Origin of the sequence: Massilia litorea (genome assembly GCF_015101885.1) — a bacterium.
Classification (GTDB): domain Bacteria; phylum Pseudomonadota; class Gammaproteobacteria; order Burkholderiales; family Burkholderiaceae_D; genus Telluria; species Telluria litorea.
In genome coordinates this window covers 1,911,032-1,937,313 of record NZ_CP062941.1, presented here as the reverse complement: position 1 = coordinate 1,937,313, position 26,282 = coordinate 1,911,032, and the positions used below count along the sequence as shown (strand labels likewise).

Sequence of the window (26,282 nt, the reverse complement as noted above, 5' to 3'; positions counted from 1 at the left end):
TACACCAAAATTTTGAATCATATCGAGCAGCACCCAACAACGGAATTGCATGAAACAAATAAGCAGCATGGAGTGGATCGCCGCCGCGCTTTCGGCTGAAACCTTGCGTTCAAAATCGCTCGTCATGACGGTGATGGGCGACGCCATCGCCCCGCACGGCGGCGCGGTCTGGCTGGGCAGCCTGATCGAGTTGCTGGCCCCGCTGGGCGTGACCGACCGCCTGGTGCGCACCAGCGTATTCCGGCTGGTACAGGAGGGCTGGCTGAATGCGAGCCGCGAGGGGCGGCGCAGCCGTTATACCTTCGAGGCGAAATCGCTGGCGCGTTTCCAGCGCGCCGACCGCCGCATCTACGCCCCGCCCGGCCTGCACTGGGACGGACGCTGGACACTGGTGCTGGCCCAGACCGGAAAACCCGGCAGCATCGACGGCGACCTGCGCGCGGCGGTGCGCAAGGAACTCGAGTGGGAAGGGTTCGCCATGCTGGGGCCGGGCGTGCTGGCGCATCCGGGCGCCGACTCCGAAGGGCTAGCCGATGCGCTGCAGCGCACCGGCGCGGCGGACCGGGTATTCGTGCTGAGCGCGGGCGAGCTGCCCGGTACCGGGTCGCGGCCGCTGCGGGAACTCGTCAAGGAAGGCTGGGATCTTACCGCCGTGGCGCAGGGCTATCGCGATTTCATTGCGCAGTTCACGCCGCTGCTCGCCCTGTTGCGCGAGGACTCGCCCGTGGCGCCCGCGAGTGCGTTTGCGATCCGCTCGCTGCTGATTCACGCATACCGGCGCTTGCAGCTGCACGATCCGATGCTGCCGATCGAGTTGCTGCCCGATCCGTGGCCGGGGTCGGATGCCTACCAGGTGGCGCGGGCCGTGTATTTGCTGGTGTACGCGCAGGCGGAGCTGCATATCGATGCCGTATTGCGGCGCGAGGATGAGGCAGCGCCGGCGGCGGATGACGCGTTTTTTCAGCGCTTTGGCGGATTGCGCGGCTGACCAACGGGTGGACCGCGTGGGCTCGAGAGCCCACCCTACGATCAGCGGCCGTACGTAGGGTGGAGTCCCGACTCCACGGGGTTTTATCATATGAGCATCAACCCGAAACCGAGTATGATCTCGGCTTTACGCTTTCCATCTACAGGACACACCATGTCTATCAAGATCAGCAGCCAGTTCGACGCTGGCGCCATCGAGATCGTGAACGCCACGAGCGCGAACGCCATCGATCTGAACATCCGCAAGGATTCGCACGCCGACATCACCCAGTGGTTCTACTTCCGCCTCCAGGGCGCGGGAGGACAAGCCTGCACCATCCGCCTGCTCAACGCCGGCCAGGCCGCGTATCCGGCCGGCTGGGAAGACTACAACGCGATGGCCAGCTACGACCGCATCAACTGGTTCCGCGTGCCGACTTCCTACGACGGCCAGGTCATGACGATCGCGCACACGCCGGGCATGGACAGCGTCTACTACGCCTACTTCGAACCCTATTCGTGGGAACGCCACCTGGAACTGCTCGACCGCGCGCAGATGAGCGAACACGTGCGCATGCTCGATCTCGGCTCGACCGTCGACGGCCGCGACCTGAACATGCTCGTCATCGGCGAACCCGCGGAAGGCAAAAAGAAAGTCTGGGTCATCGCACGCCAGCACCCGGGCGAAACGATGGCCGAATGGTTCGTCGAAGGCATGCTCGACGCCTTACTGGATCCGGCGCATCCGTTCGGACGGCAGCTGTTGAACGAGACGGTGTTCTATGTGGTCCCGAACATGAACCCGGACGGCTCGGTGCGCGGCAACCTGCGCACGAACGCCGCCGGCGCCAACCTGAACCGCGAGTGGCTGAACCCGAGCATGGAACGCAGCCCGGAAGTCTTCCTGGTCAAGCAGAAGATGCACGAAACCGGCGTCGACCTCTGCCTCGACGTGCACGGCGACGAAGGCCTGCCGTATGTGTTCGTGGCCGGCAGCGAGTCGCTCCCGAATTTCACGCCCGAGCAGGCCGCGGCGCAAAAACGCTTCAGCGACGACTTCAAAATCGCCAGCCCCGACTTCCAGGACGTGCACGGCTACGGCGAATCGCCGTATACCGAAGAGACGCTGACCATGGGTTCGCCCCACGTCACACACGCCTTCGGCTGCCTGTCCCTGACCCTCGAACTGCCGTTCAAGGACAACGCCAACGACCCGGACCCGCAAGTGGGCTGGGACGGCGCCCGCAGCGCCCGTTTGGGTGCGGCGGTGCTGCAGCCGGTGCTGCAGTCGGTCCGCGCGATCAAGTAACAAGCTTCGACGCCCCGCCAGCCGGGGCGTTTTTCACTTTAGAGAGAACCACGCACCATGACCATCTTCGCCGCCTCCGTCTTCGACGCCACCGTCACCTACAACGGCCAGGAGCTTTTTAAAGGCCAGGGCGCGGCCCGCATGTGGGCCGAAAAAGTCGCCAGGGAGCTTGAAACCGAGATCACCGTCGAGAAATTCGGCACCGGCTGGGTCCTGCGCGGCCAGGTCGACGGCGTCGACGTCACCTGGGGTATTTACGGCCAGCGCCTGAGCCGTATCGAGAACACCTGACGAGCACGTGCGGGGCTTGGCGCGGCAGCAAATCGTTCTATAATCGCGGCATCAGCAATGCCGGATCGGACGGCAGTGCACCCACACCCGCTCGGGCTTGCGACGGCGTCTGCCGGCAGTCAGCAGTCGCCCCGGTCATTCGATAGGCCGTCTTCATGAATTCCGCATCCTCGCTGCGCACCGCAGACCCCTCTCCTCCCCCGCGCATTTCGACCGGCATCGCCGGCCTCGACGACATCCTCGGCGGCGGCCTGACCCCGCAGCGCGTCTACCTGGTGGAAGGTTCGCCCGGCGCCGGCAAGACCACGCTCGGCCTGCAATTCCTGCTCGACGGCGAAGCGCGCGGCGAACACGGCCTGTACATCACCCTGTCCGAAACCACCGACGAACTGAAAGCCGTCGCCGCCAGCCATGGCTGGTCGATCGACGCCCTGTCCCTGTTCGAACTGGCCAGCGACACGGCCCTCGACATCGATGCCCAGCAGTCGATCTTCCATCCTTCCGAGGTCGAACTGGGCGAAACCACGCGCAACGTGATGGCCGAGGTCGACCACGTGAAACCGGTGCGCGTGGTCTTCGACAGCCTGTCGGAGATGCGCCTGCTGGCGCAGAACCCCCTGCGCTACCGGCGCCAGATCCTGGCCCTGAAGCAGTTCTTCACCACCCGTGCCTGCACCGTGCTGCTGCTCGACGACAAAACCAGCCAGCCCGACCAGCACCTGCACAGCATTGCGCACGGCGTCATCAGCCTCGAGCAGATCGCCAAGGAATACGGCAAGGAACGGCGCCGCGTCAACATCATCAAGATGCGCGGCATCCGCTTCCGTGGCGGCTTCCACGACTACACGCTCGACACCGGCGGCATCACGATGTATCCGCGCCTGGTCGCGGCCGAGCACATGCTCGACTTCATGCCAGCGATCCGCTCGACCGGGTCGTCCGGTTTCGACAAGCTGCTCGGTGGCGGCATGGTGCGCGGCACGAACACCCTGATCGTCGGCCCTTCCGGCATCGGCAAGACCACGCTGTCGGCACGCTGCCTGTTGTCGGCGCTCGAGCGCGGCGAAACGGCCTCGTTCTACCTGTTCGACGAGGGCCTCGGCACCTTCTTCGCCCGCTGCGTGGCCCTCGGCATGGACTTGCGGCCCTTCGTCGACAATGGCCAGCTGCGCATCCACCACATCGATCCGGCCGAGCTGTCGCCGGGCCAGTTCGCGCAGATGCTGCGCGATGCGGTCGAGCAGCATGGCGTGAGCTTCATCGCCATCGACAGCCTGAACGCCTACCTGCAGGCGATGCCGGGCGAGCAGTACCTGACGCTGCAGATGCACGAACTGCTCTCCTACCTGAACCAGCAGGGCGTGACGACGGTGCTGGTGCTGGGCCAGCACGGCCTGATCGGCGAAGTGCACAGCGACGTCGACCTGAGCTACCTGGCCGATACCACGGTGCTGCTGCGCTTCTTCGAATCGAACGGCCGCCTGCGCCGCGCCATCACCGTCATCAAGAGCCGTACCACGAGCCACGCGCTGACCATCCACGAGCTGCAGCTCGGCAGCGACGGGGTGCGCGTCGGCGAGCCGCTCGAAGGCTTCGAAGGCGTCCTCACCGGTTTGCCGAGCTATCACGGGTCGACGCCGATGATGGTGCCGACTGCGCATGCAAAAGACTGACCCGCGCGAAGAGCGCATCCTGATCTTCGCGCCGCGCGGGCGCGACGCCGAGGTCATGTGCTCGGTACTGTCGCGCGACGGCTTCGTGTGCGAGATCGTCGACAGCTTCGACCGTTTCATGGCCGACATCGCGGCCGGCGCCGGCGCCGCCATCGTCGCCGAGGAAGCGCTGCAGGGCGAAGACAGTGCTCCCCTGCTCGCCTGGCTCGAGCGCCAGGAACACTGGTCCGACTTCCCCTTCGTCGTGCTCCTGACCCGCATCATCGGCGTGCCGGCCGACGGCGCCCGCGCCCGTCTCGGCGAACTGGGCAACGTGATCCTGCTCGAGCGCCCGCTGAACGCGCAGACGCTGCGCAGCGCCGCGACCTCGGTGCTGCGCGCACGCCGCCGCCAGTACCAGGCGCGCGACGTGCTGCTCGACCGCGAGCGCACCGCCGAGAGCCTGCGCCAGAGCCAGGAAGCGCTGGTGCACCTGAACGAAACCCTCGAAGCGCGCATCGAGGAGCGCACCCGCGCGCTGGCCCAGGCCAACGACCGCCTGATGAACGAAGTGATCGAGCGCGAGCGGGTGCAGCAGGCCATGGTCCAGTTCCAGAAGATGGAAGCAGTGGGCCGCCTCACCGGCGGCATCGCGCACGATTTCAATAACCTGCTCAACGTGGTCCAGGGCAGCATGGACCTGATCCTGCTGATGTCGAAGGACGAAGTGGCGAAGCAGCGCGCCGAAGTGGCGCGCCGCGCCTGCCAGCGCGGCGGCAAACTCACCAGCCAGCTGCTCGCCTTCTCGCGCAACCAGAGCCTGGATTTGCGCCCGCTCGACGTCCATACCCTGTTCGAAGGCGTGCGCGAGCTGGTCGCCACCTCGCTCGGCTCCAGCATCCGCCTCCGGTTCGAGGTCGAGGCGCCCGGCGCCAGCGTGATGGCCGACACCAACCAGATGGAGATGGCGCTGCTGAACCTGGCCATCAATGCGCGCGACGCCATGGATGGCGGCGGAGAGTTGCGCTTCAGCGCCGGCCCGGCCACGCCGCCGGAGGGCTTGCTGCCGCCCGGCGAGTACGTACGCATCGCGGTCACCGATAGCGGCGAAGGCATGCCGCCTGAAGTCGCTGCGCGCGTATTCGAGCCCTTCTTCACCACCAAGGGCGTCGGCAAGGGCACGGGCCTGGGCCTGTCCCAGGTCTACGGCATGGCCCAGCAATCGGGCGGCGCGGCGCGCATCCTGAGCGAACAGGGGGTCGGCACGACGGTCGAGATCTGGCTGCCGGTGGCCTCCAGCGGCGCAGGCGCGCCAGCCCTGCCGGAACGCGCAGCCACCGCCACGCCGCGTCCGGGGGCGCGTATCCTGGTGGTCGAGGACGACGATTTCGTGCGCGAGTCGATGGTCGAATCGCTCGAGGCGCTCGGCCACAGGGTGGCCCAGGCGGCCGACGGCGAGGCCGGCTTGCGCGAACTGCTGCGGGCGCGGCCCGACCTGATCATTACAGACTACCTGATGCCGGGGATGACGGGGGCGGAACTGGTGCAGCGCGCCCGCGCCGAATTGCCGGGCGTGCCGATGATCATCGCCACCGGTTATGCCGACATGAAGGCGATCGAACAGGTGATCGGAAACGATATGCTGCTACGCAAGCCGTTCCAGCTGGCGGAGCTGGCCACGGCCGTGGAGAAGGCGCTGCACAAGCTGGGAGACGAGGCAACGGCGGGCTGAGGACCCAGCCTCAGAGCTGCACGCCCAGGTGCTTCTCCACCCAGGCATGCGCATCTTCGACCGTGTCGAAGTGCACGGTCGCGATCACCGTCTTGTCGTGCGCCAGGCAGCTGGCATACACCCGCTTTTCATCGGCTGAACTGAGCAGGTCGGACTGGGGGGAGAGCTCGACCGATGCCACCAGGTCGAGGTTCAGCAGCACCGCCTTCTTCGGGTTGTTTTCCTTGTCGATACGAACGAATCGGCTCATGCTATTCCCTATATAAATCAATTACCTGCGACGACCATCTTCTCGATCAGGATCGAGCCCGTCGATTTATTCCCGCGCGACAGCACGTCGTTGCCGACGCCGACGATCTGCTGGAACATCTCGCGCATATTGCCGGCGATCGTGATTTCCTCGACCGGATACTGGATGACGCCATTCTCGACCCAGTAGCCCGAGGCGCCGCGCGAATAGTCGCCGGTGACGTAGTTCACGCCCTGCCCCATCAGTTCCGTCACGAGCAGGCCGGTGCCCATCTTGCGCAGCATGCCTTCGAAATCGTCGGCCAGCCTGGTCTCGTCCGAGGTGATGGTGAGATTGTGCGCGCCGCCGGCATTGCCGGTGGTTTTCATGCCGAGCTTGCGGGCCGAATACGAGGACAGGAAGTACCCCTGCAGCACGCCGCTGTCGATGACCTTGCGGCGCACGGTGCGCACGCCTTCCTCGTCAAAAGGCGAAGAACCGACTTCGCCGATCACGTGCGGGTCTTCCATGATCTGGATGTGGCTCGGGAAGACCTGCTTGCCCAGGGTATCGAGGAGGAAGCTCGACTTGCGGTAGAGCGAGCCGCCGGAAACGGCCTGGACAAAGGCGCCGACCAGGCCGGCGGCCAGCGGCGCCTCGAACAGCACCGGGCAGCTGCGGGTGTCGAGTTTTCTTGCGTTCAGGCGTGCCAGCGCGCGTTCGGCGGCGTAGCGGCCGACCGCTTCCGGCTTGGCCAGCTTTTTCGGGTCGCGCGCCGAGGTGTACCAGTCGTCGCGCTGCATTTTATTACCCTTGCCGGCGATCGGCGCGACCGACATCGTGTGGCGCGAGAACGGATAGCCGCCCATGAAGCCGCGCGTGTTGGCGGCCACGAAGTGCGATTGCTGCACGTAGACGCTGGCGCCTTCGCTGTTGGTGATGCGGCGGTCGACCTCGAAGGCGGCGTTCTCGCAGCGCTGGGCCAGTTCCACGGCTTCCTCGGTGCTGATCTGCCATGGGTAGCACAGGCGCAGGTCGCGCGGGTTCATCTCCAGCATGTCGGCGTCGGGCAGGCCGGCGGCATCGTCTTCGGCCGTGAAGCGGGCGATGTTCCAGGCCGCCTCCACCGTGGCGCGCAACGAGGTCTCCGAAAAATCGGAGGTGCTGGCGTTGCCGCGGCGCTGGCCGGCATACACCGTCACGCCGATGCCCTTGTCCTTGTTCTGCTCAATGGTTTCGATCTGGCCGCGACGCACCGACACCGACAGTCCGCTACCCTCGCTGATCTCGACCGAGGCATCGGTCGCGCCCTGCTCTTTGGCGAAAGCGAGCACGCTCTGCGCCAGCGCTTTCAGCTGGTCCTGGGTGTGGGTAAAAACGGAGTCGTTCATATCGTGTTTTTCGTCGCGAGCCCTAAAACAGTTATCATAGCAGCCGTTTACTGTTTTTACTGATCGGCTCCGTGCCAATCGGATCATTCGATACCATGCCAAATCCAAACCGCGGCTCGGTGGGCTTCCAGTCCAACGAGTTCGAGCAAGAATACGAACGCCCTTCCAAATCTGAACTCAAGCGTCAGATGGACGAGTTGCAGAAACTCGGCGCGCAGCTCGTTGCCGAGCCGCGCGACCGCGTCAAGCGCGTGCCGATGCCGGAAGACGTCAAGGACGCCATCCTGATGTGCCAGACCATCACGAACCACGAAGGCCGCCGTCGCCAGCTGCAGTTCGTCGGCAAGAAGATGCGCACGCTCACCGAAGAGGAAGTGGCCGTCATCCAGCGCACCATCGACAGCTGGAAAGGCGCCTCGAAGGCCGAGACGGCCGCGCTGCACGCGCTCGAGCGCCGCCGCGAGAAGCTGCTGACCGACGACAAGGCACTCACCACGCTGCTGGAAGAGCATCCGGAACTCGACGTGCAGCACCTGCGCACCCTGATCCGCAATGCGCGCAAGGAGCAGGCCGAGAACAAGCCGCCGAAGGCCTACCGCGAACTGTTCCAGATCCTGAAGGACCTGAGCAAGAAGAAGGCCGCCCCGACCGACGACGAAAGCGAATCCGACGACGATGAGTCCGCAGACGAGTAAGGATGTGCCGCTGGTGATCGGCCTGGTGTCGGTCTCGGACCGCGCCAGCGGCGGCGTGTACGAGGACCAGGGCATTCCTGCGCTGCAGGACTGGATCGCTTCGGCCATCACGACGCCCTACCGCATCGAGCCGCGCCTGATTCCCGACGAGCGCACGCAGATCGAGAAGACCCTGGTCGAACTGGTCGACGTGACCGGCTGCCACCTGGTGCTGACCACCGGCGGCACCGGCCCGGCGCGGCGCGACGTCACGCCCGAGGCCACGCTCGCCGTCGGCACCAAGGAAATGCCGGGTTTCGGCGAGCAGATGCGCCAGATCAGCCTGCGCTTCGTGCCGACCGCCATCCTGTCGCGCCAGGTCGCCGTGATCCGCGAGCTGGAAGACCACGCGGCCCTGATCATGAACTTGCCGGGCCAGCCGAAGGCGATCAAGGAAACGCTGGAGGGCTTGAAAGACGCCGACGGGAATGTCGTCGCCGGCGGCATCTTCGCGGCCGTCCCCTACTGCATCGACCTGATCGGCGGCCCCTACATGGAAACCAATCCGGCGGTCAGCAAGGCATGGCGCCCAAAGACGGCCCAGCGCCCCGCCGCCACTACCCAGGACAACGCATGAGCGATCTGCTGCAAAACATCGAAATCGAAACCGCGCCCAACCCGACGGCCGCGATCATCTGGCTGCACGGCCTGGGCGCCGACGGCAACGACTTCGTGCCGCTGGTGCGCGAGCTCGACCTGAAAGGCCTGGGCGGCATCCGCTTCGTCTTCCCGCATGCGAAGACGATTCCGGTGACGATCAACGGCGGCTACATCATGCGCGCCTGGTACGACATCACCGGCGCCGAACTGACGCGCCGCGAAGACGAAACCGGCCTGCGCGACTCGCAGCGCGACGTCGAGGCCCTGATCGCCCGCGAAAAGGCACGCGGCATCCCGGCCTCGCGCATCATCCTGGCCGGCTTCTCGCAAGGCTGCGCGATGACGCTGCAGACCGGCCTGCGCCACCCGGAAAAGCTGGCCGGCATGCTGTGCCTGTCGGGCTACCTGCCGCTCAACGAAAAGGTCGTCCACGAGCGCACCGAAGAAAGCATCGACACCCCGGTCTTCATGGCGCACGGCCGCCAGGACCACGTGGTGCCCTTCATCCGCGCCGAGCAGTCGCGCGACATCCTCAAGGAACTCGGTTATACGATCGAGTGGCACGACTACCCGATGCAGCATTCGCTCTGCTTCGAGGAAGTGCAGGACATCTCGGCCTGGCTGAAGAAGGTATTGGCTTAAGAAGCCTCAACCACGGGAGCTGCGGCTCCCGTTTTACATTGGAGCCCATCATGGCCAAGAAGGAAGAGCAGCTCGACGAAGAAACGATGGCACTGATTAACTGGTGCATCGAAGTCGAAAAACACCTGGTCGCCGGCGGCGCCACGCAGAAGGAAGCGCAGGACCATATCGAGGAGCAGGTCGAGTGGTTCACGGACCTGTTTTATGACGGCCTGAGCCCGGAAGAAGCGGCGAAGGAAGCGTTGGCCTGATGCCCGGCGCCGCTGCTACTTCGGTAGCGGCGGCGCGCTCGACACGGGAATCTCGGTGCGCGCCGTGTTCATGACCATCGCCAGAAACGTGTAATAGCCGTTCAATCCCATCAAATCAACCACGCCCTGCTCGCCGAACAGCGCCACCGCATCGGCATAGGTCCGGTCCGATACTTCCTTGGTCTGGTGCAGCTCGATGCAGAAGTCATGCACCACCGATTCGTCCACCAGCATGCTTGCCGGCCGCTCGCGCCGCGCGATCGCATTGATCACTTCAGGCGGCACGCCGACCTGCGCCGCGATCGGCGCGTGAATCGCCCACTCCACGCCCTGGTTCCACTGGCGCGCGGTGACGAGGATCGCCAGTTCCGATAACCTGATCCCGATCGCGCTGCGGTAGCGCAGGTACTCTCCCATGCGCTGCGCGTTTTCCAGCAGCTCGGGACTGCGCAGCAGCGGGACAAACGGCCCGTACAGGGCGCCGCGCGGCCCTTCGATGACGGCCTGGGCAGCCCGGCGCTGGGCTTCGGTCATCTCGCTGGGTGGGATCGGACGGAGGCGGTCGGTCATGGTGGGCGTCACGGAAGTGTCTTTACAGAAAATATTCGCACAGCTTACGGCAAAGATCAAAGGAATCCGGCCCCGGCAAGCTTATTGTCAACCGTCAACTTTTTGCCGGAGGGAGTGCTCATGACTCATATCATCCACCGCAGCCTGCGCCAGACGCCGCCGTTTGCCGTCGGCGCCTCGGGTGTCACCGTCTACGACAGCGCCGGAAACGCCTACCTCGACGCCAGCGGCGGCGCGGCCGTGTCTTCGCTCGGGCATGGCCACCCGGACGTGATCGCCGCGATGCACCGCCAGATCGACCGCTGCGCCTACGCGCACACCGCCTTCTTCACGACCGAGGTGGCCGAAGAGCTGGCCGACACGCTGGTAGCGCGCGCGCCCGCCGGGATCGGGGCGGTCTACCTGGTCTCGGGCGGCTCGGAGGCGATGGAGACGGCGCTGAAGCTGGCGCGCCAGTATTTCGTCGAAGGCGGCGAAGAGGGACGCTCGCTCTTCATCGCACGGCGCCAGAGCTATCACGGCAACACGCTGGGCGCGCTCGCGGTCGGCGGCAACGAGTGGCGCCGCAAGCCCTTCGCGCCGCTGCTGATGGAGGTGCCGCGCGTGGCTCCCTGCTACGAATACCGCGACCGCCGCGACAACCAGAGCGTCGACGAGTACACGGCCGCTCTGCTCGACGAACTCGAGACGGCCATCATCAAGGCCGGGCCGGACAAGGTGATCGGCTTTGTCGCGGAACCGGTGGTGGGCGCCACCGGCGGCGCGATTCCGCCCACGCCCGGCTACTTCAAGGGCGTGCGCGAGATCTGCGACCGCCACGGCATCCTGTTCATCGCCGACGAAGTCATGTGCGGGATGGGCCGCACCGGCACCCTGTTCGCAATTGAACAGGATGGCGTGGCGCCTGACATCATCACGGTGGCGAAGGGGCTGGGCGGCGGCTACCAGCCGATCGGCGCGGTGCTGGCCCAGGGCGCGATCGTCGAGCGCCTGCGCCAGGGCAGCGGCAGTTTTTTACATGGCCACACCTACATCGGCCATCCGGTGGCGGCAGCGGCCGCGCTGGCCGTACAGCAGGTGATCGAGCGCGACGGCCTGCAGCAGCAGGTGCAGCGGCGCGGCGCCACCCTGAAACGCATGCTGGGCGACGTCTTCGGGAAGCACGAACACGTGGGAGACATCCGCGGGCGCGGGCTGTTCCTCGGGATCGAACTGGTGCGGGACCGGGCGACCAAGGAGCCGTTCGCGCCGGAGCGCAAACTCCATGCGGCGATCAAGGCAGAGGCGATGGCGCGCGGGCTGATGGTGTATCCGATGGGCGGGACGATCGATGGCCAGCGCGGCGACCACATTTTATTGGCGCCGCCGTTCATCGTGAGTGCGTCGGAGTTGTCGGAGATCGTGGCGCGGCTGGCCGAAGCGGTCGACGCGGCGCTGGTGAAATGACCGGATGGGTGGGCACGATGTGCCCACCCGACATCTTCATTTCGGAAACGCCACCACTTCCGCCTGCTGCTCGCCCAAGCCGGCAATCCCCAATCTCAGCGTGTCGCCCTTTTTCAGGAAGCGCTGCGGCTTGCGCCCCAGGCCGACGCCCGGCGGCGTGCCGGTGGTGATGATGTCGCCCGGCTCGAGCGTCATGAAGCGCGACACGTAGCTGACGATCTGCGCCACCGTGAAAATCATGCTCGAGGTATTCCCGGTCTGCATGCGCTTGCCGTTCAGTTCCAGGTACAGGTCGAGGTCCTGCACGTCATAGACGTCGTCGCGCGTGACCAGGAAGGGGCCGACCGGGCCGAAGGTATCGCAGCCTTTGCCCTTATCCCACTGTGAGCCCATTTCGAACTGGTAGGCGCGCTCGGAGACGTCGTTCACGACGCAGTAGCCGGCGACGAAGTTCAAGGCCTCCTCTTCGCTCACGTACTGGGCGCGGGTGCCGATGACGACGCCGAGCTCCACTTCCCAGTCGGTTTTTTTCGAGCCTTTCGGCAGCTGGATCGGGTCGTCCGGGCCGTTCAGGGAGCTGATCGCCTTGGTGAAGAAGACCGGCTCGGTCGGCACCGCGGCGCCCGTCTCGGCGGCGTGGTCGGCGTAGTTCATGCCGATGCCGATGAATTTACCGACGCCCTTGACCGGCACGCCCAGGCGCGGATTGCCGCGCACCAGCGGCAGCGTCTTCGTGTCGACCTTGGCCAGTTTGCGCAGCGCGCGATCGTTCAGCACGGCGGCATCGATGTCGGCGATGACGCCGGACAGGTCGCGCAGGCGCCCTTCGTCGTCGAACAGGCCCGGCTTTTCCTTGCCCGGGCGGCCATAGCGCACCAATCTCATGTTTTCCCCTTGTCGTTCGCTCGTCCGCAGGCGCCACCATGGCGTCCCGGACGGGTCCGCATGATACCAGTTGCGCTTATTTTTTCGCGGTCAGCAGCCAGGCGCTCATGTCGAGCGCATCGCGTTCGCTCACGCCCAGCGTCGGCATCGCGGTGCGCGGGTCGACCGATTTCGGATCGCGGATCCAGTGCACCAGGTTGGCCTGGGTGTTGGGCAGCACCCCGGCGATGAAGCGGCGTTCGGCCAGGTCTTCCAGCGGCCGCCCGACATAGGTCTCGGAGCCGGTCACGCCGGGAATCATGTGGCAGGCGCGGCAGGCATGCTGGGCCAGCGCGATGCGTCCGCGCGCGGGATCGCCCTGCACGCTGGCGGCCAGTTGCTTGTCCTGGCAGCCGGCCAGCAGCGCCAGCGCCAGCACTTGCAGCAGACTGCAGCCGAACACGCGCGCACTCATCGCGATGCTCCCGCCGGCGCCGGCGCGGGCGCACCCGTCGCCTGCGCGTAATCGCGCGCCGACAGGGTCGGCAGCACGCCCATGAAGGCCACCACCGCCCACAGCTCGTCCTCGCTCAGGTGGAACTGCCAGGCCGGCATCCCGCTCATCTTGATGCCGTGCTTGGTGATCCAGTACAGCTCGCGCGGCTGCCAGCGCGCGCTGGCGTCGACCAGGGGGCCAGGCAGGGGCTGCATGCTCTGGCCGATCTTCGCCTGGGCAAAACCGGGGCCGCCATGGCATTGGGCGCACTGGGCGTTGAAGACCTGCGCCCCGCGCTGCACCTGCTGCGGCGCACCCAGCGGGGGCACCTTGACCTCACTCGAATGATTGCGCACCGAGTAGCGCATGCCCAGTTCGAGCAGCGAATACACGGGCTGCAGGTGCTGGGCGGTGGCCCCGATGTCGTACCAGCCGGCGCGCATGACGACGGTGCCGGCGACGGCGGCGGCCAGGCCCGACAGCACCAGCGTGGCGGCAGCGGTTTTCAGGATCAGGCGAGTCCGGTTCGAAGGCATGGGTCGTGGCTGGCTGGGGTGCGCACTGTTGAAAAAATGATATTGTTTCTCTTGTATTATATAGAGCCATCGGCTTCATCGGATTCAATTGTGCGCAATCACTTTCACCTCCTCGCATTGTCCCGTGCGCTCTGCCTTGCCGGCATGTGCGCGGCATTGCTGGCCGGCTGCGGCGAGCGCGACGTGCCGAAAAAGGTGAGCGGCGGCGATCCGGCCCAAGGCCAGCGCCTGATGGCGCACTACCAGTGCACGGCCTGCCACGCGATTCCCGAGGTGCCGGGCGCAGTCGGCGATGCCGGACCGCCCCTGGCCCAGTTCGGGCGGCGCAGCTATATCGCAGGGGGCATCCCGAACACGGCGGACAATCTCACCCGCTGGCTCGACAACCCGCCGGCCATGAAACCCGGCACCGGCATGCCCGACCTGGGCGTCTCGCCCCAGGAAGCGCGCCATATGGCGGCCTACCTGTTCACGCTGCAATGACGGGAACGATGAACCTTCCGCTGCAGTCGGTGCTGCACCCGGCCAGTCCCGACGCGGCCATCATCGCGCATCTGGCCTGGGTGCTGTTCGGCGGCGGCGCGGTCATTTTTGTTGCCGTCATGGCGCTGATGGTACTCAGCCTGCGACGCGATGCGCGCCACGCCTCGACGCGCTGGTGGATCGCCGGCGCCGGCATTGCCTTCCCGGTCGTGGTGCTCACCGCGCTGCTGGTCTGGAGCACCTGGCGCAGCGCGCACCTGTCGCCGCAAACCTCGCGCGGGGCGATGAGTATCGGCGTCACCGCGAAAATGTGGTGGTGGGAGGTGCGTTACCGCGATCCGGCCAGCGGGCGCGACATCGTCAGCGCCAACGAGATCCGCATTCCCACGGGACGCCCGGTCTACCTGGGCCTGACGTCGACGGACGTGATCCACAGCCTCTGGGTGCCGTCCCTGAACGGCAAGATGGATACGGTACCGGGACGCGTCACCGGCCTCACCCTGCATGCCGACAAACCCGGGATCTACCGCGGCCAGTGCGCCGAATACTGCGGCGAGCAGCACGCGCGCATGGCGCTGCACGTGGTCGCCATGGCGCCCGCCGAATTCGACGCCTGGCTGGCGCGCGAGGCGCAGCCGGCCAGGGCGCCGGATAAGGCATTGATCGAACGCGGCCGCGCCGCCTTTCTCGAGCAGCGCTGCCAGAGCTGCCATACGGTCCGCGGCGTGGCCGAGGGCGCGCGCCTGGGCCCGGACCTGACCCACGTGGGCGGCCGCATGCATATTGCCGCCGGCACCCTGCAGAATCACCGCGGCACGCTGGCCGGCTGGATCGCCAATCCGCAAGCGATCAAGCCGGGCGCGCGCATGCCGGCCGCCCTCGACATCGACGGCGAGGCGCTGCACGCCCTGGCCGCCTGGCTGGAGCAGCTGAAATGACGACGACTATCGGCAAAGCGACACTACCGAGCTCCCTGCCCCGCCCTCCCGACGAGCTGGCGCGGCTGGAGAAAACCTGGCGCACGCCGACCGGCCTGCGCTTTCTCACCAGCGTCAACAACACGAATATCGGCCTGCTCTACATCGGCACCGCCCTGCTGTTCTTCCTGCTGGCCGGGATCCTCGGCCTGATGATGCGCACCCAGCTGGCCGTGCCCGACAACACGCTGCTCGCGGCCGGCAGCTACAACCAGATCTTCACCATGCACGGCACGGTGATGATGTTCCTGTTCGCGATTCCCATCGTCGAAGCGCTGGCCGTCTACCTGCTGCCGAACATGCTGGGCGCGCGGGATCTGCCCTTCCCGCGCCTGTCGGCCTACGCCTATTGGGCGTATGCGATTGGCGGCCTGGCCTTCTTCTGTACCCTGTTCTTCGGCCTCGCGCCCGACGGCGGCTGGTTCATGTACCCGCCGCTGACGGGTAAACAGTATTCGCCGGGGCTGAACGCCGACTTCTGGCTGCTCGGGATCGGCTTCATCGAGATCTCGGCGATCGCCGGCGCCATCGAACTGATCGTCGGCATCCTGTTTACGCGCGCACCGGGCATGACGCTCTCTCGCATGCCGGTATATGCCTGGGCCATGCTGGTGGTCGCCGTGATGATCGTGTTCGCCTTCCCGGCCATCATCGCCGGCACCGCCCTGCTGGAGATGGAGCGCGCCTTCGACTGGCCCTTCTTCATCGGCGAGCGCGGGGGCGATCCGATCCTGTGGCAGCACCTGTTCTGGTTCTTCGGCCACCCCGAGGTCTACATCATCTTCCTGCCCGCCGCCGGCATGGTCTCGACCATGATCCCGACGATTGCCGGCACCGCCCTGGTCGGGAGAAAAGCGATCATCGTGGCGCTGGTGGTCGTCTGCTTCTTCAGCTTTGCGCTGTGGGCGCACCACATGTTCACGGCCGGCCTGGGCGTGATGACGATGAGTTTCGTCTCGGCCGCCAGCATGGCGGTCGCGGTGCCGACCGCGATCCAGGTGTTTGCCTGGATCGCCACGCTCTGGCGCGGCAAGATCACGATGACGGCGCCGGCCCTGTTCCTGGCCGGCTTCATGTTCATCTTTGTCCTCGGCGGCCTGACGGGCGTGATGGTGGCGCTGCTGCCCTTCGACTGGCAGGCGCACGACACGTATTTTATTGTCGCCCACCTGCATTACGTGCTGGTCGGCGGGATGGTATTCCCGGTGTTCGCGGCCCTGTACTACTGGCTGCCGCTGATCAAGGGCCAGCGCCTGTCGGAGCGGGTGGCGAAATGGGCGTTCTGGCTGATGTTCGGCGGTTTTAATATTGCCTTCTTCCCGATGCACGTCACCGGGCTGCTGGGCATGCCGCGCCGGGTGTATACCTATCCAGCCGGGATGGGCTGGGACGGCTTGAACATGGCATCCACGATTGGCGCCTTCATGCTGGCGCTCGGGGTTGTCGTGTTCCTGGTCGATACCGTGCGCACGCTGCGCCGGCCCGGGCAGCCGGTCGGCAATCCCTGGAATGCCTCGACCCTCGAATGGCTGCCGTCGGAAGACTACGCGACGCGCAGCATCCCGGAAGTACGATCCGCCGATCCCTTATGGGACCAGCCGGGCCTTGCCGAACAGGTGGAGGCAGGCCAGCACTACCTGCCCGGCACGGTGAGCGGCGGACGCGAGACGATCGCCACCAGCCCGGTCGCGGGTAAGCCGACGTATCTGCTGATCCTGCCGGGCGACAGCTGGCTGCCCTTCATCGCGGCGGCCGGCACTGCGGGCTTCTTCCTGCTGCTGACGGTCAAGATGAACGTGACGGCCTGGATCTGCGGCATCGCGGCGATCGTCGCGACCGTGATCTGGCTGTGGGGTTCGGACAGGAAGCCATCCATGACCGAAGCGCGCGTTTCGGACACGCTGGTGCTGCCCGTGGGCGCGCGCGGCACGGCTTCGCACTCCTGGTGGGCGACGATCATCATGCTGGTGGTGGACGCGACCATTTTCGCTTCCTTCGTCTTCGCCTATATCCACATCTCGATGCGTCTCGAGGTGTGTCCTCCGCCTTCGGCCAGCCTGCCGGCGCTGCGCTGGCCGCTGATCGCGGGCGCCCTGCTGCTTGCCGGCTCGGGATTGATGCTGTGGGCCGGGCGCAGCCTCGGCAAACGGCGCCTGCCCTGGCTGGCGCTCGCGGCGACCGGCTGCGTCCTGGCGAGCTTCCTGGTCGACCTGCACGGTTATCAACTGGCAGGCCTGGCGCCGCGCACGATGGCATGGAGCGCGACGATCGCGGCGCTGCTAAGCTACCAGGGCCTGCACGTGATCGTGCTGGCACTGGCCGGCCCCTATCTGGCGGCGCGCGCATGGAGCGGCCGCCTGTCCCCGGCCAGCCGTGCGACGCTCGACAACACGGCGCTGATCTGGCATTACACGACGCTGCAGGGCATCGCCCTGGCGCTGGCGGTGCATGGCGTTCCCTTGCTGATGGAGTGATCGATGCGCGAACGGTTCTTCACGAAGCTCATTCGCGGTACCCTGCCGCTCCTGGTCTGGGCCGCGCATTTCGCCGGCAGCTATGTGCTGGTGGCGGGCCAGTGCAGCCCGGCCGGGTTCGCCCCGGGCAGTCCGCACCGGCTGCCGCTGGCCCTGATGACGATCGTCGCGCTGGCGATCTGCGCGGCGCTGGCGTGGCGTGGCCGGCGCACGCTTGGCGGCGGCGACGAGGGTACGGCCCTGCTGGACTGGGCGGCGGCGCTCACGGCGCTGCTGGCGTTCGCGGGGATTGCGTGGACCTCGGTGCCCTTGTGGTTCGTCGATAGTTGTTCGTAATTCGTTCGCGAACGATCGAGAATCTACCTCGCCGCCGGCCGCACGCGCCAAATGACATTGCCGACATCGTCGGCCACCAGCAGCGCGCCTGCCTTGTCGATCGCCACACCCACAGGCCGCCCGCGCGCATCGCCGTTCTTGTCGACGAATCCGGTCAGCACCTCGACCGGCTTGCCGTTCGGTTTGCCGCCGGCGAAGGGGATGAACACGACGTTATAGCCCGACAGCGGCGTGCGGTTCCAGGAGCCGTGCTGGCCGATGAAGGCGCCGCTGCCATAGGCGGGACCGAGCTTCGCGCCTTCGGCAAACGTAAGGCCCAGCGCGGCGACGTGGGCGCCGAGGGCGTAGTCGGGAGCGATCGCTTTCGCCACCAGGTCCGGACGCGGCGGTTTCACCCGTTCGTCGACGTGCTGGCCATAGTAACTGTAGGGCCAGCCGTAGAAGGCGCCCTCCTTCACCGAAGTGAGATAGTCGGGCACCAGGTCGCTTCCGATCTCGTCGCGCTCGTTGGCGACCGTCCACAGGGTACCGGTCTGCGGTTCCCAGGCCATGCCGTTCGGATTGCGCAGGCCCGAAGCGAACAGGCGCGTGCTGCCGCTCTTCAGGTCCACTTCGAGGATCGCCGCGCGATTGACCTCGTTCTCCATGCCGTTTTCGGCCACATTGCTGTTCGAGCCGACGGTCGCGTACAGCTTGCTGCCGTCTTTGCTGGCGATGATGTTCTTGGTCCAGTGGTGGTTGAGCGACCCGCCCGGCAGCGGCGCCACCTTCTGCGGCGCGGCCGTGATCTCGGTCGCGCCTTCCTTGTACGGGAAGCGCACGATGCCGTCCGCGTTCGCCACGTACAGCATGTCTCCCACCAGCGCCATGCCGAAGGGCGAATACAGTCCCTTCAGGAAGACGCTGCGCACGTCTGCCACGCCGTCGCCATCCGTGTCGCGCAGCAGGGTGATGCGGTTGGCGCTCGGGACGGCGGCGCCGGCCTTCGCCATCACCTTGCCCATGATGTAGCCCCGAATCCCCTTCTTGTCGTCCGGACGCTCCGGCGCGTTGGTCTCGGCCACCAGCACGTCGCCGTTGGGCAGCACGTGGAGCCAGCGCGGGTGATCCAGGCCGCTCGCCAGTGCGCTCACTTCCAGGCCCTGGGCGGCAAGCGGCCTGGCGCCGTTCCAGCCCTTGGCCGGCGCGATGTCGACCGTCGGGATCAGGCTTTTCTTCGGCTCCGGCAGGGTCGGCGAAGGCCCGACACCGGCGCCGACCGGGAGCGTGGATTTGTCGCCGCATGCAGAGAGGGTGAATAACGCGGCGGCAGCCACGAGGGAGGACGAGCGAAAGCGCATGATGTCTCCTGGACGGAATCGAAGGACGGGTCGGCCCATTGTAGCGAATAAGACAAGACCGTTCCGCTCGATTCCGTCCATGGCACATGCGCCGCTCAGGCGGGTGTGCGCGCCTCCTCGATGTCCGCCGGCGCGGCCGGGTCGGGAGCTGGGCAAGACGCAAATCGCCGCCGCGCGTAGCCGACCAGTCCGGGCAGCTGCAGCAGCACCAGCACCCCGAACGCCACCTGGTACGCCAAGGCCGGATAATGCCCGCCGCCGTCCGGATGCCACAGCCCGACCACCAGCCCGAACCCGGCCTGCATCAGGAAGGCGCCGACAAAAATCAGGAGGTTCAGGCAGGTCGCGGCGCGGCCCGTCAGCTCGCGCGGCATGCTCTGGGCAACGATCGCGTATTCGATGCCGGTGATCGTGCCCACCAGCGTGAACAGCACCGACAGCAGCTGGAAGCTCGGCTTGTAGCCGAACACGAAAGCCGCCTGCACCAGCACGAACAGGGCAATCCCGGCGCCGGCGACGTCGAGCGGCGTCACGCCGCGCCGGCCCGCCCATTCGGTGATCATGCCCACCGCGATCGCCCCGAAGATGACGGCCGCCATGCCGAGATACAGCAGGTAGGCCACGGCATCGTTCGGAAAGCGCGCCACGTCCGCCAGCCAGCGCCCGATCCACAGGCCCTGGATCCCGAAGAACACCGCATGCGGCAGCAGGACCAGGGAAATGGTCGAGCGAAACGCGGGCGTGCGGTAGACGCTGAGGATCGAGGACAGCATCGGCGGGCGGTTGCCGGTGGATGCCGCGCTGCGCGGCGCGAACAGCCAGATCAGGGCACCGCTGGCGGCGATGCATGCCGCCAGCAGCACGAACAGCCCGCGCCAGTCCGTGTATTCGAGCGCCATGCGCACCGGCATGGTCGACGATGCCGCACCGAGGCCGCCGACCGCGATCAGGTAGCCGTGCACCGAAGGCAGCTTGCCCGGTGCGATCCAGGTCGAGATGGCTTTCACGGCCGACATGAAGCAGCCGCCCAGGCCCAGGCCCATGATCGCCCGCGCCAGCACCAGCTGGCCGAAGCCCTGGCCGCGCGCGAACAGCAGGGCCCCGACGGCCGCCACCAGCATCAGCAGCAGTTGCACCTTGCGCGGCCCGTAGCGGTCGAGCGCAATCCCGACCGGCAGCTGCACCAGCGCGAAGGCGAAGAAGAAGGCGCTGGTGAGCAGGCCCAGTTGCCCCGGCGTGAGCGCGATCGAGCCGACCAGGTCGGGCGCCAGCACGGCGTTCACGTTGCGCAGCAGCGAGGACAGGTAGTGTCCCAGCGCGAACGGCAGGAACACGTAGAAGAAAACCGCCACGCCGGACAGGCGTGGCGCGTTCTGGTCGCCCATGGCGGGTCCGGGTCCGGGTTCAGCTCAAGCAGCGCTGGGCTGGCTGTCGCTGGCGCGGCGGTCGTTCTGCGACGCCTGCACGATCGGGATCACGCGGCCGGCGGGTCCGTGGTGGCCGCCTTCGCCGGCCTCGTCTTCGAAGAAGAACTTCTTGCGCCCAAAAGCCGGTTTCAGGTGGTCGAGCCAGGTGGCTTCCGAGTCGTATTTGGCGAAGAAGGGCTTACGCACCCATTCCGGATTGCGCGCCTGCAGGAACTGCAGCGCGAACAGTTTTTCGCCGTTGATCGTCACCACGCCGTCGATCACGACCTTGCCCGGGAAGGCGCTCATCGAAGGACCACGCACGGTGCGCGACAGGCCCGAGACCATCGAATAGGCCTGCTGGAAGATCTCGTGTGCGCGCGCCAGGGGCAGCGAAAAATACTCGCTCGGACCGGTGTCGCGCTCGACGAACATGTAGTACGGGATGGCGCCCAGGCGCACGCCGGTCGTCCACAGCTCGGCCCAGCTCTTCGGGTCTTCGTTGATGTGGCGGATCAGCGGACCCTGCATGCGCAGTGTGGCGCCGGTGCCGACGATGCGTTTGACTGCCTGCTGCGCGATCGGCTGGCGCAGCTCCACCGCATGGTTGTAGTGGCCCATGATGGCGAGGTTCTTGCCGGCTTTGACCACCCGCTCGAACAGGCGCATCAGGTCATCCGAATCCTTGTCCGAGACGTAGCGCTGCGGCCAGTAGGCGACCGACTTGGTGCCGATGCGGATGTTCTGGATATGCGCCAGCTCCGGCGCCAGCAGCGGCTCGAGGAATTCGGTCAGCGAGCGGGTATTCATGATCATCGGGTCGCCGCCGGTGATCAGGACGTCGGTCACGTCCGGATGCGTCTTGAGGTAGGCGACGAGCTCCGAGCATTCACGGGCGTCGAACTTCATGTCGTCCATGCCGACGAACTGCGGCCAGCGGAAGCAGAAAGTGCAGTAGGCGTGGCAGGTCTGGCCCGAACTCGGGAAGAACAGCACGGTTTCCTTGTATTTGTGCTGCAAGCCCTTCAGGGGCGCATCGTTCACGCGCGGCACGTTATGGGTCATCTGGCCGGCCGGGTGCGGGTTCATGCGCATGCGGATCTGGTGCACCAGCTTTGCGATCGCCGCATCGTCCTTTTTATGCAGCACCAGGTCGCGCAGCTGTTCGTATTCGCGAGCTGGCAGCATGTCGCGGTGCGGGAAGGTGAGCCGGAAAATCGGGTCGTCGGGAATCCGGTCCCAGTCGATCAGTTGGTCGAGCACATATTCGTTGACGCGAAACGGCAGCACATGCGAGACGACCTGGGTTGCTTCCTGCAACTCTGGACTCATCCATTGCCACTGACGGGCAAGCGCGATGGTCTGGCGTGTATACGGCTTGAACTTGGCGGGCGTCGATTCGGTGGTGGTCACGGGCATGCTCCTGGAAAGGAAAGATGGGGGTGGGGCGACGGACGAATTCTTGAGTAAGAAGTTGCCGACGGGAACTCATCGTAGAGCGTGCACGGCACGCGCAATTGCACACAATCAATCAAATACACACAAAATTTCCACATGGAATTGAATGTTTGCTGCAAGACATGTGGCGCCATGTGTGCAGCGTCCTTACCCATTTGCGATAGCGCAAATTGCCTAGCGAAAGTGCGGCGTACATTCCTCAATGCACTTAGGAAAGTTTCCCTCCAGCTGGATTCAACCGAAAGGACCGTTCTCATGAAGCTGCTCGCCACTGCCACCGCCCTGTGCCTCGGACTCGCCTGCTCGGGTGCATTGGCCGAACCGACCGAAAAGGATGCGATCGCGATGGCCGAACGCGGCGCCGCCCTGATCAAGGCCAAGGGCAAGGATGAAATGATGAAGCGCATCAACGCCAAGGATCCGGACTTCGTCCAGGGCGAACTGTATGTCGACCTGCGCGACGTCAAGACCGGCATCGTGCTGGCGCACCCGTACAACCCGTCGATCGTCGGCAAGGACCTGACCGACGTGCCTGACGCGAACGGCAAGAAATACCGCCGCGAAATCATCGAACTGGCCGCCGCCAAGGGTAAAGGCTGGGTCGATTACCAGTACAAGAACCCTACCAACGGCAAGATCGAGCCGAAGACGACCTATATCCTGCTGGTCGACGGCGTCGTGCTGGAAGCCGGTATCTACAAGAAGTAAACGTGGTCTCACCTGGGGCGGCTTCGGCCGCCTTTTTTCATTGCGGGAGAACGGGATGCTGAAAAAACTACGGATTGGCCCGAAGCTGCTCCTGGCGCCGGGATTGGTGCTCGTGCTGCTGACGCTGCTTTCCGGCGCCGCCTATTACGGCATGGTGCGCCAGCATGCCTCGCTCGAGAACATGGTGCAGGTGCGTGCGGCGCGCCTGCAGGACGCGGCCGATGTCGCCGGAGACGCCAAGTATGCGCACGCGAACATTTATCAGCTGCTGGCCTGGGTCAGCGGCAGCTTCGCCAAGAACCGGCTCGATGCCCTCGTCAAGGAGATCAACAACAAGCACGCGGACATCAAGACCCGCCTGGACGCGCTGGCGAAAGTCGCCGAGCCGTCCGAGCGCAAGCTGATCGAGGCCTCCAGGACCGCCCTCGCCGCTTACCGCAAGGCGGTCCTCGACACCATCGAGATGGCCTCGGTCGACCAGTCGATCGCGACCAATTCGATGCAAAAGGCGGAGAAGGAATTCGTCACACTGAATACCCAGCTGGCCCAGCTGGCGACGCTGGAAACGCACCTGAGCGAGCAGGCCTATGCCGCCGCCGGCGCCGAGTTCCGCACGCTCGGCATCTCGATGGCGGTGCTGGTCGTGCTGTCGATCGCGCTCTCGCTCACGGTGACGATGCTGGTGCGGCGCGCCATGCTGTCCGACATCCGGGCGATTTCGGACGTGGTGTCCGAACTGGCCGAAGGGCGCCTCGCCAGCGCCACCGATAGCGATGGCAAAGACGAGATCGCCGACACGTCGCGTGCGCTCGACCACACGATCGGCACCCTGACCACGACGCTGCACGCGATCCTGACCTCGGTGCGCTCGATCGACACCGCTTCGAAGGAGATCGCCACCGGCAACCTCGACCTGTCGACCCGCACCGAGATGCAGGCCGGCTCGCTCGAGCAGACCGCCAGCGCGATGGAAACGCTGACGGTGGCGGTGAAGGACAACGCGAATAACGCACGCCTGGCGACCGACCTCGCGGCCGAAGCGGCGCGCCTGGCCGATCACGGCGGCCAGGCGGTCGACCGCGCGGTGACGACGATGGAATCGATCCGGGCCAGCTCGCGCAAGATCGTCGAGATCATCGGCGTCATCGACGGCATCTCGTTCCAGACCAATATCCTGGCCCTGAACGCGGCGGTCGAAGCGGCGCGCGCCGGGGAACAGGGACGCGGCTTCGCCGTGGTCGCCTCCGAAGTGCGCACGCTGGCACAGCGTTCGGCGGCGGCGGCGAAGGAAATCAAGTCGCTGATCGCGGACTCGGTCTCGATCATCGACGGCGGCGCCGCTTCCGTCAACGAAGCGGGCAACAGCATGGGCCACATCGTCGCCTCGGTCAAACAGGTGAACGACATCATCGAGCGCATCAGCGTGGCCAGCACCGAGCAGGCCGACGGCATTGCGGAGGTCAATCGCGCGGTGGGTCAGATGGACGACATGACCCAGCAGAACGCGGCCCTGGTCGAGGAAGCGGCGGCGGCCGCGGAAAGTCTGCATGAGCAGACGGTGAACCTGGCGCGCGCGGTCTCGGTGTTCAAAATCGAGGGCATCGAGCCGCTGGCCGAGGCATCCGAAACGTCCCAAACGTGCGATATGGCCGAGTTCCAGGATCCGGCGGAGCGGCGCGCGCCGGGCAGCGCGATGCGCGGCACGCCGCGCGCCCTGCCGGATGCCGGCGCTGCCGTCAAAAGCGCGCGCCGCGAGCGGATCAGCGGAACGGGCGGCTGACGAAGCGGGAGCCGGCCAGGCCGAAACGCCAGGGCACGTCCATCGCCTTGGAGATGCCGATCCGGGGGCCGCTGACGATCTCCAGTCCGGCCGGCGCGGCCTCCAGCACGAACGGAGGCTGCGCCAGCGAGCGGCCGTTGAAGTCGCGCGTCACCTCCAGTGCCTGGCACAGTTTTCCGGGCCCCGAGCACAGCGACGCGATGTCCTCGGCATCGCGGCGCGCGCGCATCACGTCAATCCCCGCCAGCGGCTCGATCGCACGGATCAGCACCCCGGCGCCGTGCCCCTCCTCGCGGCAGACGAAATTCAGGCACCAGTGGATGCCGTAGGAGCGATAGACGTAACAATGCGCCGGTGGGCCGAACATCGCCATGTTGCGCTCGGTAGGACCGGAAAAGGCGTGCGAGGCCGGGTCTTCGCGGTCATAGGCCTCGGTCTCGACGATGCGTCCGCCGACGCCGTCGACCAGCACCACGACCCCGATCAACTGGCGCGCGACGATCTCGCTGGGCGCATAAAAATCGATTCCTGCAAGGTTCGCTGTGTTCATGCGAGCGATTTTAGGCCTTCCGACAACACCGTTCTGTCCGATTTTCCACATAACCTGGCCTATTACTGCAAGGAAATGCAGCATCGTTTATAGTGACGGTCTTCGCTTTTATTTCCCCTAAGCACCTTTCTTCCATGAGTAATGTTGCCGCTAAAGCAATGCCAACGCGTGAAGCATCGCGCGTCGCGATGCCCGCTGCCGCGCCGGCCGACCCGGTTGACGAGCTGATCAAGTCGATCCGCATCCCGCCGCGTCCCACCCTGCTGGCCGACCTGCAGGCGGAACTGGCCTCAAGCGATCCCTCTCCCGAACGCATCGGCCGCATCGTCGCGCGCGACGTCGGCATGGCCGGCGCCCTGCTGAAGCTCGCCAATTCGTCGCTGTTCGGCGGGCGCCGCGCGAAGTCGATCGAGCAGGCGATCTTGTTCCTCGGGATTAACCAGGTGGCGGCCCTGATGACCGGCCTGCTGGCGCGCCAGGCGATTCCGGTCGAGCGCGCGGCCCTCGCCAACTTCTGGGACGTATCGACCAAGCGCTCGCACGCGATGGTGTTCCTGTCGCGCCGCCTGCGCATCGGCGCGCCCGATATCGCCCATACCTTCGGCCTGTTCTGCGATACCGGCATGCCGCTTCTGGTAAATCGCTTTCCCGACTACGAAGCCACGTTCCTCGACGCCGGCGCCGAAGCGGTGCGGGCGTTCACGGCACTCGAGGACGAGCGCCACAGCACCAACCACGCGGCCGTCGGCACCCTGCTGGCGCGTAACTGGGGCTTGTCGAGCGAGGTGTCCTGGGCCATCCTGCACCACCACGACTACGCCGTGCTGGAAGACGAGCACACCGACGACGTCGTGCGCTCGCTGGTCGCCCTGTCGCTGCTGGCCGAGCGCGCAATCCGCCGCTACCAGGGCCACGCCGGCTCGCCGGAATGGGACAAGGGCGGCGAGCGCGCGCGCGCCTATCTCTCGCTCGACGAGGACGAAACAGCCGAACTGCTGGACGAACTCGAGGAAGCGCTGCACGACGACCACTAGGCTTTGACAGGCCGCCCCGCCAGGACG

Annotated in this window: 27 protein-coding genes; 17 read left to right on the top strand and 10 right to left on the bottom strand. The window is 66.0% G+C overall.

Annotation, left to right across the window (positions count from 1 at the left end; translation table 11 throughout):
• The first annotated feature begins 49 nt into the window (after positions 1 to 49).
• The 5 genes from paaX (at position 50) to LPB04_RS08620 (ending at position 5,950) form a co-directional block, all read left to right on the top strand.
• Positions 50 to 988 (top strand): phenylacetic acid degradation operon negative regulatory protein PaaX, encoded by a 939-nt coding sequence (gene paaX / locus LPB04_RS08640; protein WP_193688286.1) that lies wholly within the window; start codon positions 50 to 52, stop codon positions 986 to 988.
• A gap of 153 nt (positions 989 to 1,141) precedes the next feature.
• Positions 1,142 to 2,275: a M14 family metallopeptidase gene (locus LPB04_RS08635; protein ID WP_193688285.1), complete on the top strand. Its 1,134-nt coding sequence runs from the start codon at positions 1,142 to 1,144 to the stop codon at positions 2,273 to 2,275.
• Between the two features lie 57 nt (positions 2,276 to 2,332).
• The gene (locus tag LPB04_RS08630; RefSeq protein ID WP_193688284.1) at positions 2,333 to 2,566 is read left to right on the top strand and encodes a hypothetical protein; all 234 of its coding nucleotides are present in this window, start codon (positions 2,333 to 2,335) and stop codon (positions 2,564 to 2,566) included.
• A 155-nt stretch (positions 2,567 to 2,721) separates the two neighbouring features.
• Positions 2,722 to 4,239, top strand: a complete 1,518-nt coding sequence (locus LPB04_RS08625) for an ATPase domain-containing protein (RefSeq protein WP_193688283.1) — start codon at positions 2,722 to 2,724, stop codon at positions 4,237 to 4,239.
• Positions 4,226 to 5,950: a response regulator gene (locus LPB04_RS08620; protein ID WP_193688282.1), complete on the top strand. Its 1,725-nt coding sequence runs from the start codon at positions 4,226 to 4,228 to the stop codon at positions 5,948 to 5,950. Before LPB04_RS08625 ends, LPB04_RS08620 begins: the two co-directional genes overlap by 14 nt.
• Positions 5,951 to 5,960: 10 nt before the next feature.
• Here LPB04_RS08620 and LPB04_RS08615 read toward each other — a convergent pair whose 3' ends face one another.
• Together LPB04_RS08615 and pmbA are read right to left on the bottom strand one after the other, a co-directional pair.
• A complete protein-coding gene (locus LPB04_RS08615; RefSeq protein WP_193688281.1) occupies positions 5,961 to 6,200 on the bottom strand; it encodes a hypothetical protein in 240 nt (79 codons plus the stop codon).
• A 17-nt stretch (positions 6,201 to 6,217) separates the two neighbouring features.
• Positions 6,218 to 7,570 carry a metalloprotease PmbA gene (gene pmbA, locus LPB04_RS08610; RefSeq protein ID WP_193688280.1) on the bottom strand — a complete coding sequence of 451 codons (1,353 nt, stop codon included), beginning with the start codon at positions 7,568 to 7,570 and terminating at the stop codon, positions 6,218 to 6,220.
• 95 nt (positions 7,571 to 7,665) lie between these two features.
• Between pmbA and yjgA the strand changes: the two genes are divergently transcribed.
• The 4 genes from yjgA to LPB04_RS08590 are packed head-to-tail and all read left to right on the top strand — an operon-like array spanning position 7,666 to position 9,797.
• Complete coding sequence (gene yjgA / locus LPB04_RS08605) at positions 7,666 to 8,265, top strand: ribosome biogenesis factor YjgA (RefSeq protein WP_193688279.1); 600 nt, start codon at positions 7,666 to 7,668, stop codon at positions 8,263 to 8,265.
• Positions 8,246 to 8,881, top strand: a complete 636-nt coding sequence (gene mog, locus LPB04_RS08600; protein ID WP_193688278.1) for a molybdopterin adenylyltransferase — start codon at positions 8,246 to 8,248, stop codon at positions 8,879 to 8,881. The genes yjgA and mog overlap by 20 nt, the downstream gene beginning before the upstream one ends.
• Entirely contained in the window at positions 8,878 to 9,546 is a 669-nt protein-coding gene (locus LPB04_RS08595; protein WP_193688277.1) for an alpha/beta hydrolase, read from the top strand. Before mog ends, LPB04_RS08595 begins: the two co-directional genes overlap by 4 nt.
• A 50-nt stretch (positions 9,547 to 9,596) precedes the next feature.
• The gene (locus LPB04_RS08590; protein ID WP_193688276.1) at positions 9,597 to 9,797 is read left to right on the top strand and encodes a hypothetical protein; all 201 of its coding nucleotides are present in this window, start codon (positions 9,597 to 9,599) and stop codon (positions 9,795 to 9,797) included.
• A gap of 15 nt (positions 9,798 to 9,812) precedes the next feature.
• Here LPB04_RS08590 and LPB04_RS08585 read toward each other — a convergent pair whose 3' ends face one another.
• Entirely contained in the window at positions 9,813 to 10,367 is a 555-nt protein-coding gene (locus LPB04_RS08585; RefSeq protein ID WP_193688275.1) for a carboxymuconolactone decarboxylase family protein, read from the bottom strand.
• Between the two features lie 114 nt (positions 10,368 to 10,481).
• On the opposite strand from LPB04_RS08585, the gene LPB04_RS08580 reads away from it, so the two are divergent.
• Complete coding sequence (locus LPB04_RS08580) at positions 10,482 to 11,813, top strand: aspartate aminotransferase family protein (protein ID WP_193688274.1); 1,332 nt, start codon at positions 10,482 to 10,484, stop codon at positions 11,811 to 11,813.
• 36 nt (positions 11,814 to 11,849) lie between these two features.
• Here the strand turns inward: LPB04_RS08580 and LPB04_RS08575 are convergent, their stop codons facing one another.
• From LPB04_RS08575 to LPB04_RS08565, 3 genes are all read right to left on the bottom strand, one after another.
• The gene (locus LPB04_RS08575) at positions 11,850 to 12,698 is read right to left on the bottom strand and encodes a fumarylacetoacetate hydrolase family protein (protein WP_193688273.1); all 849 of its coding nucleotides are present in this window, start codon (positions 12,696 to 12,698) and stop codon (positions 11,850 to 11,852) included.
• Between the two features lie 76 nt (positions 12,699 to 12,774).
• Positions 12,775 to 13,152: a c-type cytochrome gene (locus LPB04_RS08570; protein WP_193688272.1), complete on the bottom strand. Its 378-nt coding sequence runs from the start codon at positions 13,150 to 13,152 to the stop codon at positions 12,775 to 12,777.
• Entirely contained in the window at positions 13,149 to 13,709 is a 561-nt protein-coding gene (locus LPB04_RS08565; RefSeq protein WP_193688271.1) for a c-type cytochrome, read from the bottom strand. Before LPB04_RS08565 ends, LPB04_RS08570 begins: the two co-directional genes overlap by 4 nt.
• Positions 13,710 to 13,799: 90 nt before the next feature.
• Here LPB04_RS08565 and LPB04_RS08560 point away from each other — a divergent pair, with 90 nt between their 5' ends.
• The 4 genes from LPB04_RS08560 to LPB04_RS08545 are packed head-to-tail and all read left to right on the top strand — an operon-like array spanning position 13,800 to position 17,979.
• Positions 13,800 to 14,192 (top strand): c-type cytochrome, encoded by a 393-nt coding sequence (locus LPB04_RS08560; protein ID WP_227496671.1) that lies wholly within the window; start codon positions 13,800 to 13,802, stop codon positions 14,190 to 14,192.
• Between the two features lie 8 nt (positions 14,193 to 14,200).
• Positions 14,201 to 15,130 (top strand): cytochrome c oxidase subunit II, encoded by a 930-nt coding sequence (coxB, locus tag LPB04_RS08555; protein WP_193688270.1) that lies wholly within the window; start codon positions 14,201 to 14,203, stop codon positions 15,128 to 15,130.
• Positions 15,127 to 17,643 (top strand): cytochrome c oxidase subunit I, encoded by a 2,517-nt coding sequence (gene ctaD / locus LPB04_RS08550; protein ID WP_193688269.1) that lies wholly within the window; start codon positions 15,127 to 15,129, stop codon positions 17,641 to 17,643. The genes coxB and ctaD overlap by 4 nt, the downstream gene beginning before the upstream one ends.
• A gap of 3 nt (positions 17,644 to 17,646) precedes the next feature.
• Complete coding sequence (locus LPB04_RS08545; protein ID WP_193688268.1) at positions 17,647 to 17,979, top strand: hypothetical protein; 333 nt, start codon at positions 17,647 to 17,649, stop codon at positions 17,977 to 17,979.
• A 23-nt stretch (positions 17,980 to 18,002) separates the two neighbouring features.
• Here the strand turns inward: LPB04_RS08545 and LPB04_RS08540 are convergent, their stop codons facing one another.
• The 3 genes from LPB04_RS08540 to LPB04_RS08530 all read right to left on the bottom strand — a co-directional run bounded on the left by LPB04_RS08540 (position 18,003) and on the right by LPB04_RS08530 (position 22,144).
• Complete coding sequence (locus tag LPB04_RS08540; RefSeq protein ID WP_193688267.1) at positions 18,003 to 19,319, bottom strand: PQQ-dependent sugar dehydrogenase; 1,317 nt, start codon at positions 19,317 to 19,319, stop codon at positions 18,003 to 18,005.
• Between the two features lie 95 nt (positions 19,320 to 19,414).
• The gene (locus LPB04_RS08535) at positions 19,415 to 20,704 is read right to left on the bottom strand and encodes an MFS transporter (protein ID WP_193688266.1); all 1,290 of its coding nucleotides are present in this window, start codon (positions 20,702 to 20,704) and stop codon (positions 19,415 to 19,417) included.
• Between the two features lie 24 nt (positions 20,705 to 20,728).
• Complete coding sequence (locus tag LPB04_RS08530; protein ID WP_193688265.1) at positions 20,729 to 22,144, bottom strand: KamA family radical SAM protein; 1,416 nt, start codon at positions 22,142 to 22,144, stop codon at positions 20,729 to 20,731.
• A gap of 294 nt (positions 22,145 to 22,438) precedes the next feature.
• Between LPB04_RS08530 and LPB04_RS08525 the strand changes: the two genes are divergently transcribed.
• The gene (locus LPB04_RS08525) at positions 22,439 to 22,891 is read left to right on the top strand and encodes a cache domain-containing protein (protein ID WP_193688264.1); all 453 of its coding nucleotides are present in this window, start codon (positions 22,439 to 22,441) and stop codon (positions 22,889 to 22,891) included.
• Positions 22,892 to 22,946: 55 nt separating this feature from the next.
• On the top strand, positions 22,947 to 24,671 hold the full coding sequence (locus LPB04_RS08520) for a methyl-accepting chemotaxis protein (protein ID WP_193688263.1): 1,725 nt from the start codon (positions 22,947 to 22,949) through the stop codon (positions 24,669 to 24,671).
• On the opposite strand, the gene LPB04_RS08515 is transcribed toward LPB04_RS08520, so the two are convergent.
• The gene (locus tag LPB04_RS08515; protein ID WP_193688262.1) at positions 24,652 to 25,221 is read right to left on the bottom strand and encodes a DNA-3-methyladenine glycosylase; all 570 of its coding nucleotides are present in this window, start codon (positions 25,219 to 25,221) and stop codon (positions 24,652 to 24,654) included. The two genes, LPB04_RS08520 and LPB04_RS08515, sit on opposite strands and share 20 nt — an antisense overlap.
• Positions 25,222 to 25,379: 158 nt before the next feature.
• On the opposite strand from LPB04_RS08515, the gene LPB04_RS08510 reads away from it, so the two are divergent.
• Positions 25,380 to 26,255, top strand: coding sequence for an HDOD domain-containing protein (locus tag LPB04_RS08510; RefSeq protein ID WP_227496669.1), 876 nt, complete (start codon positions 25,380 to 25,382; stop codon positions 26,253 to 26,255).
• The last annotated feature ends 27 nt before the right edge of the window (positions 26,256 to 26,282 follow it).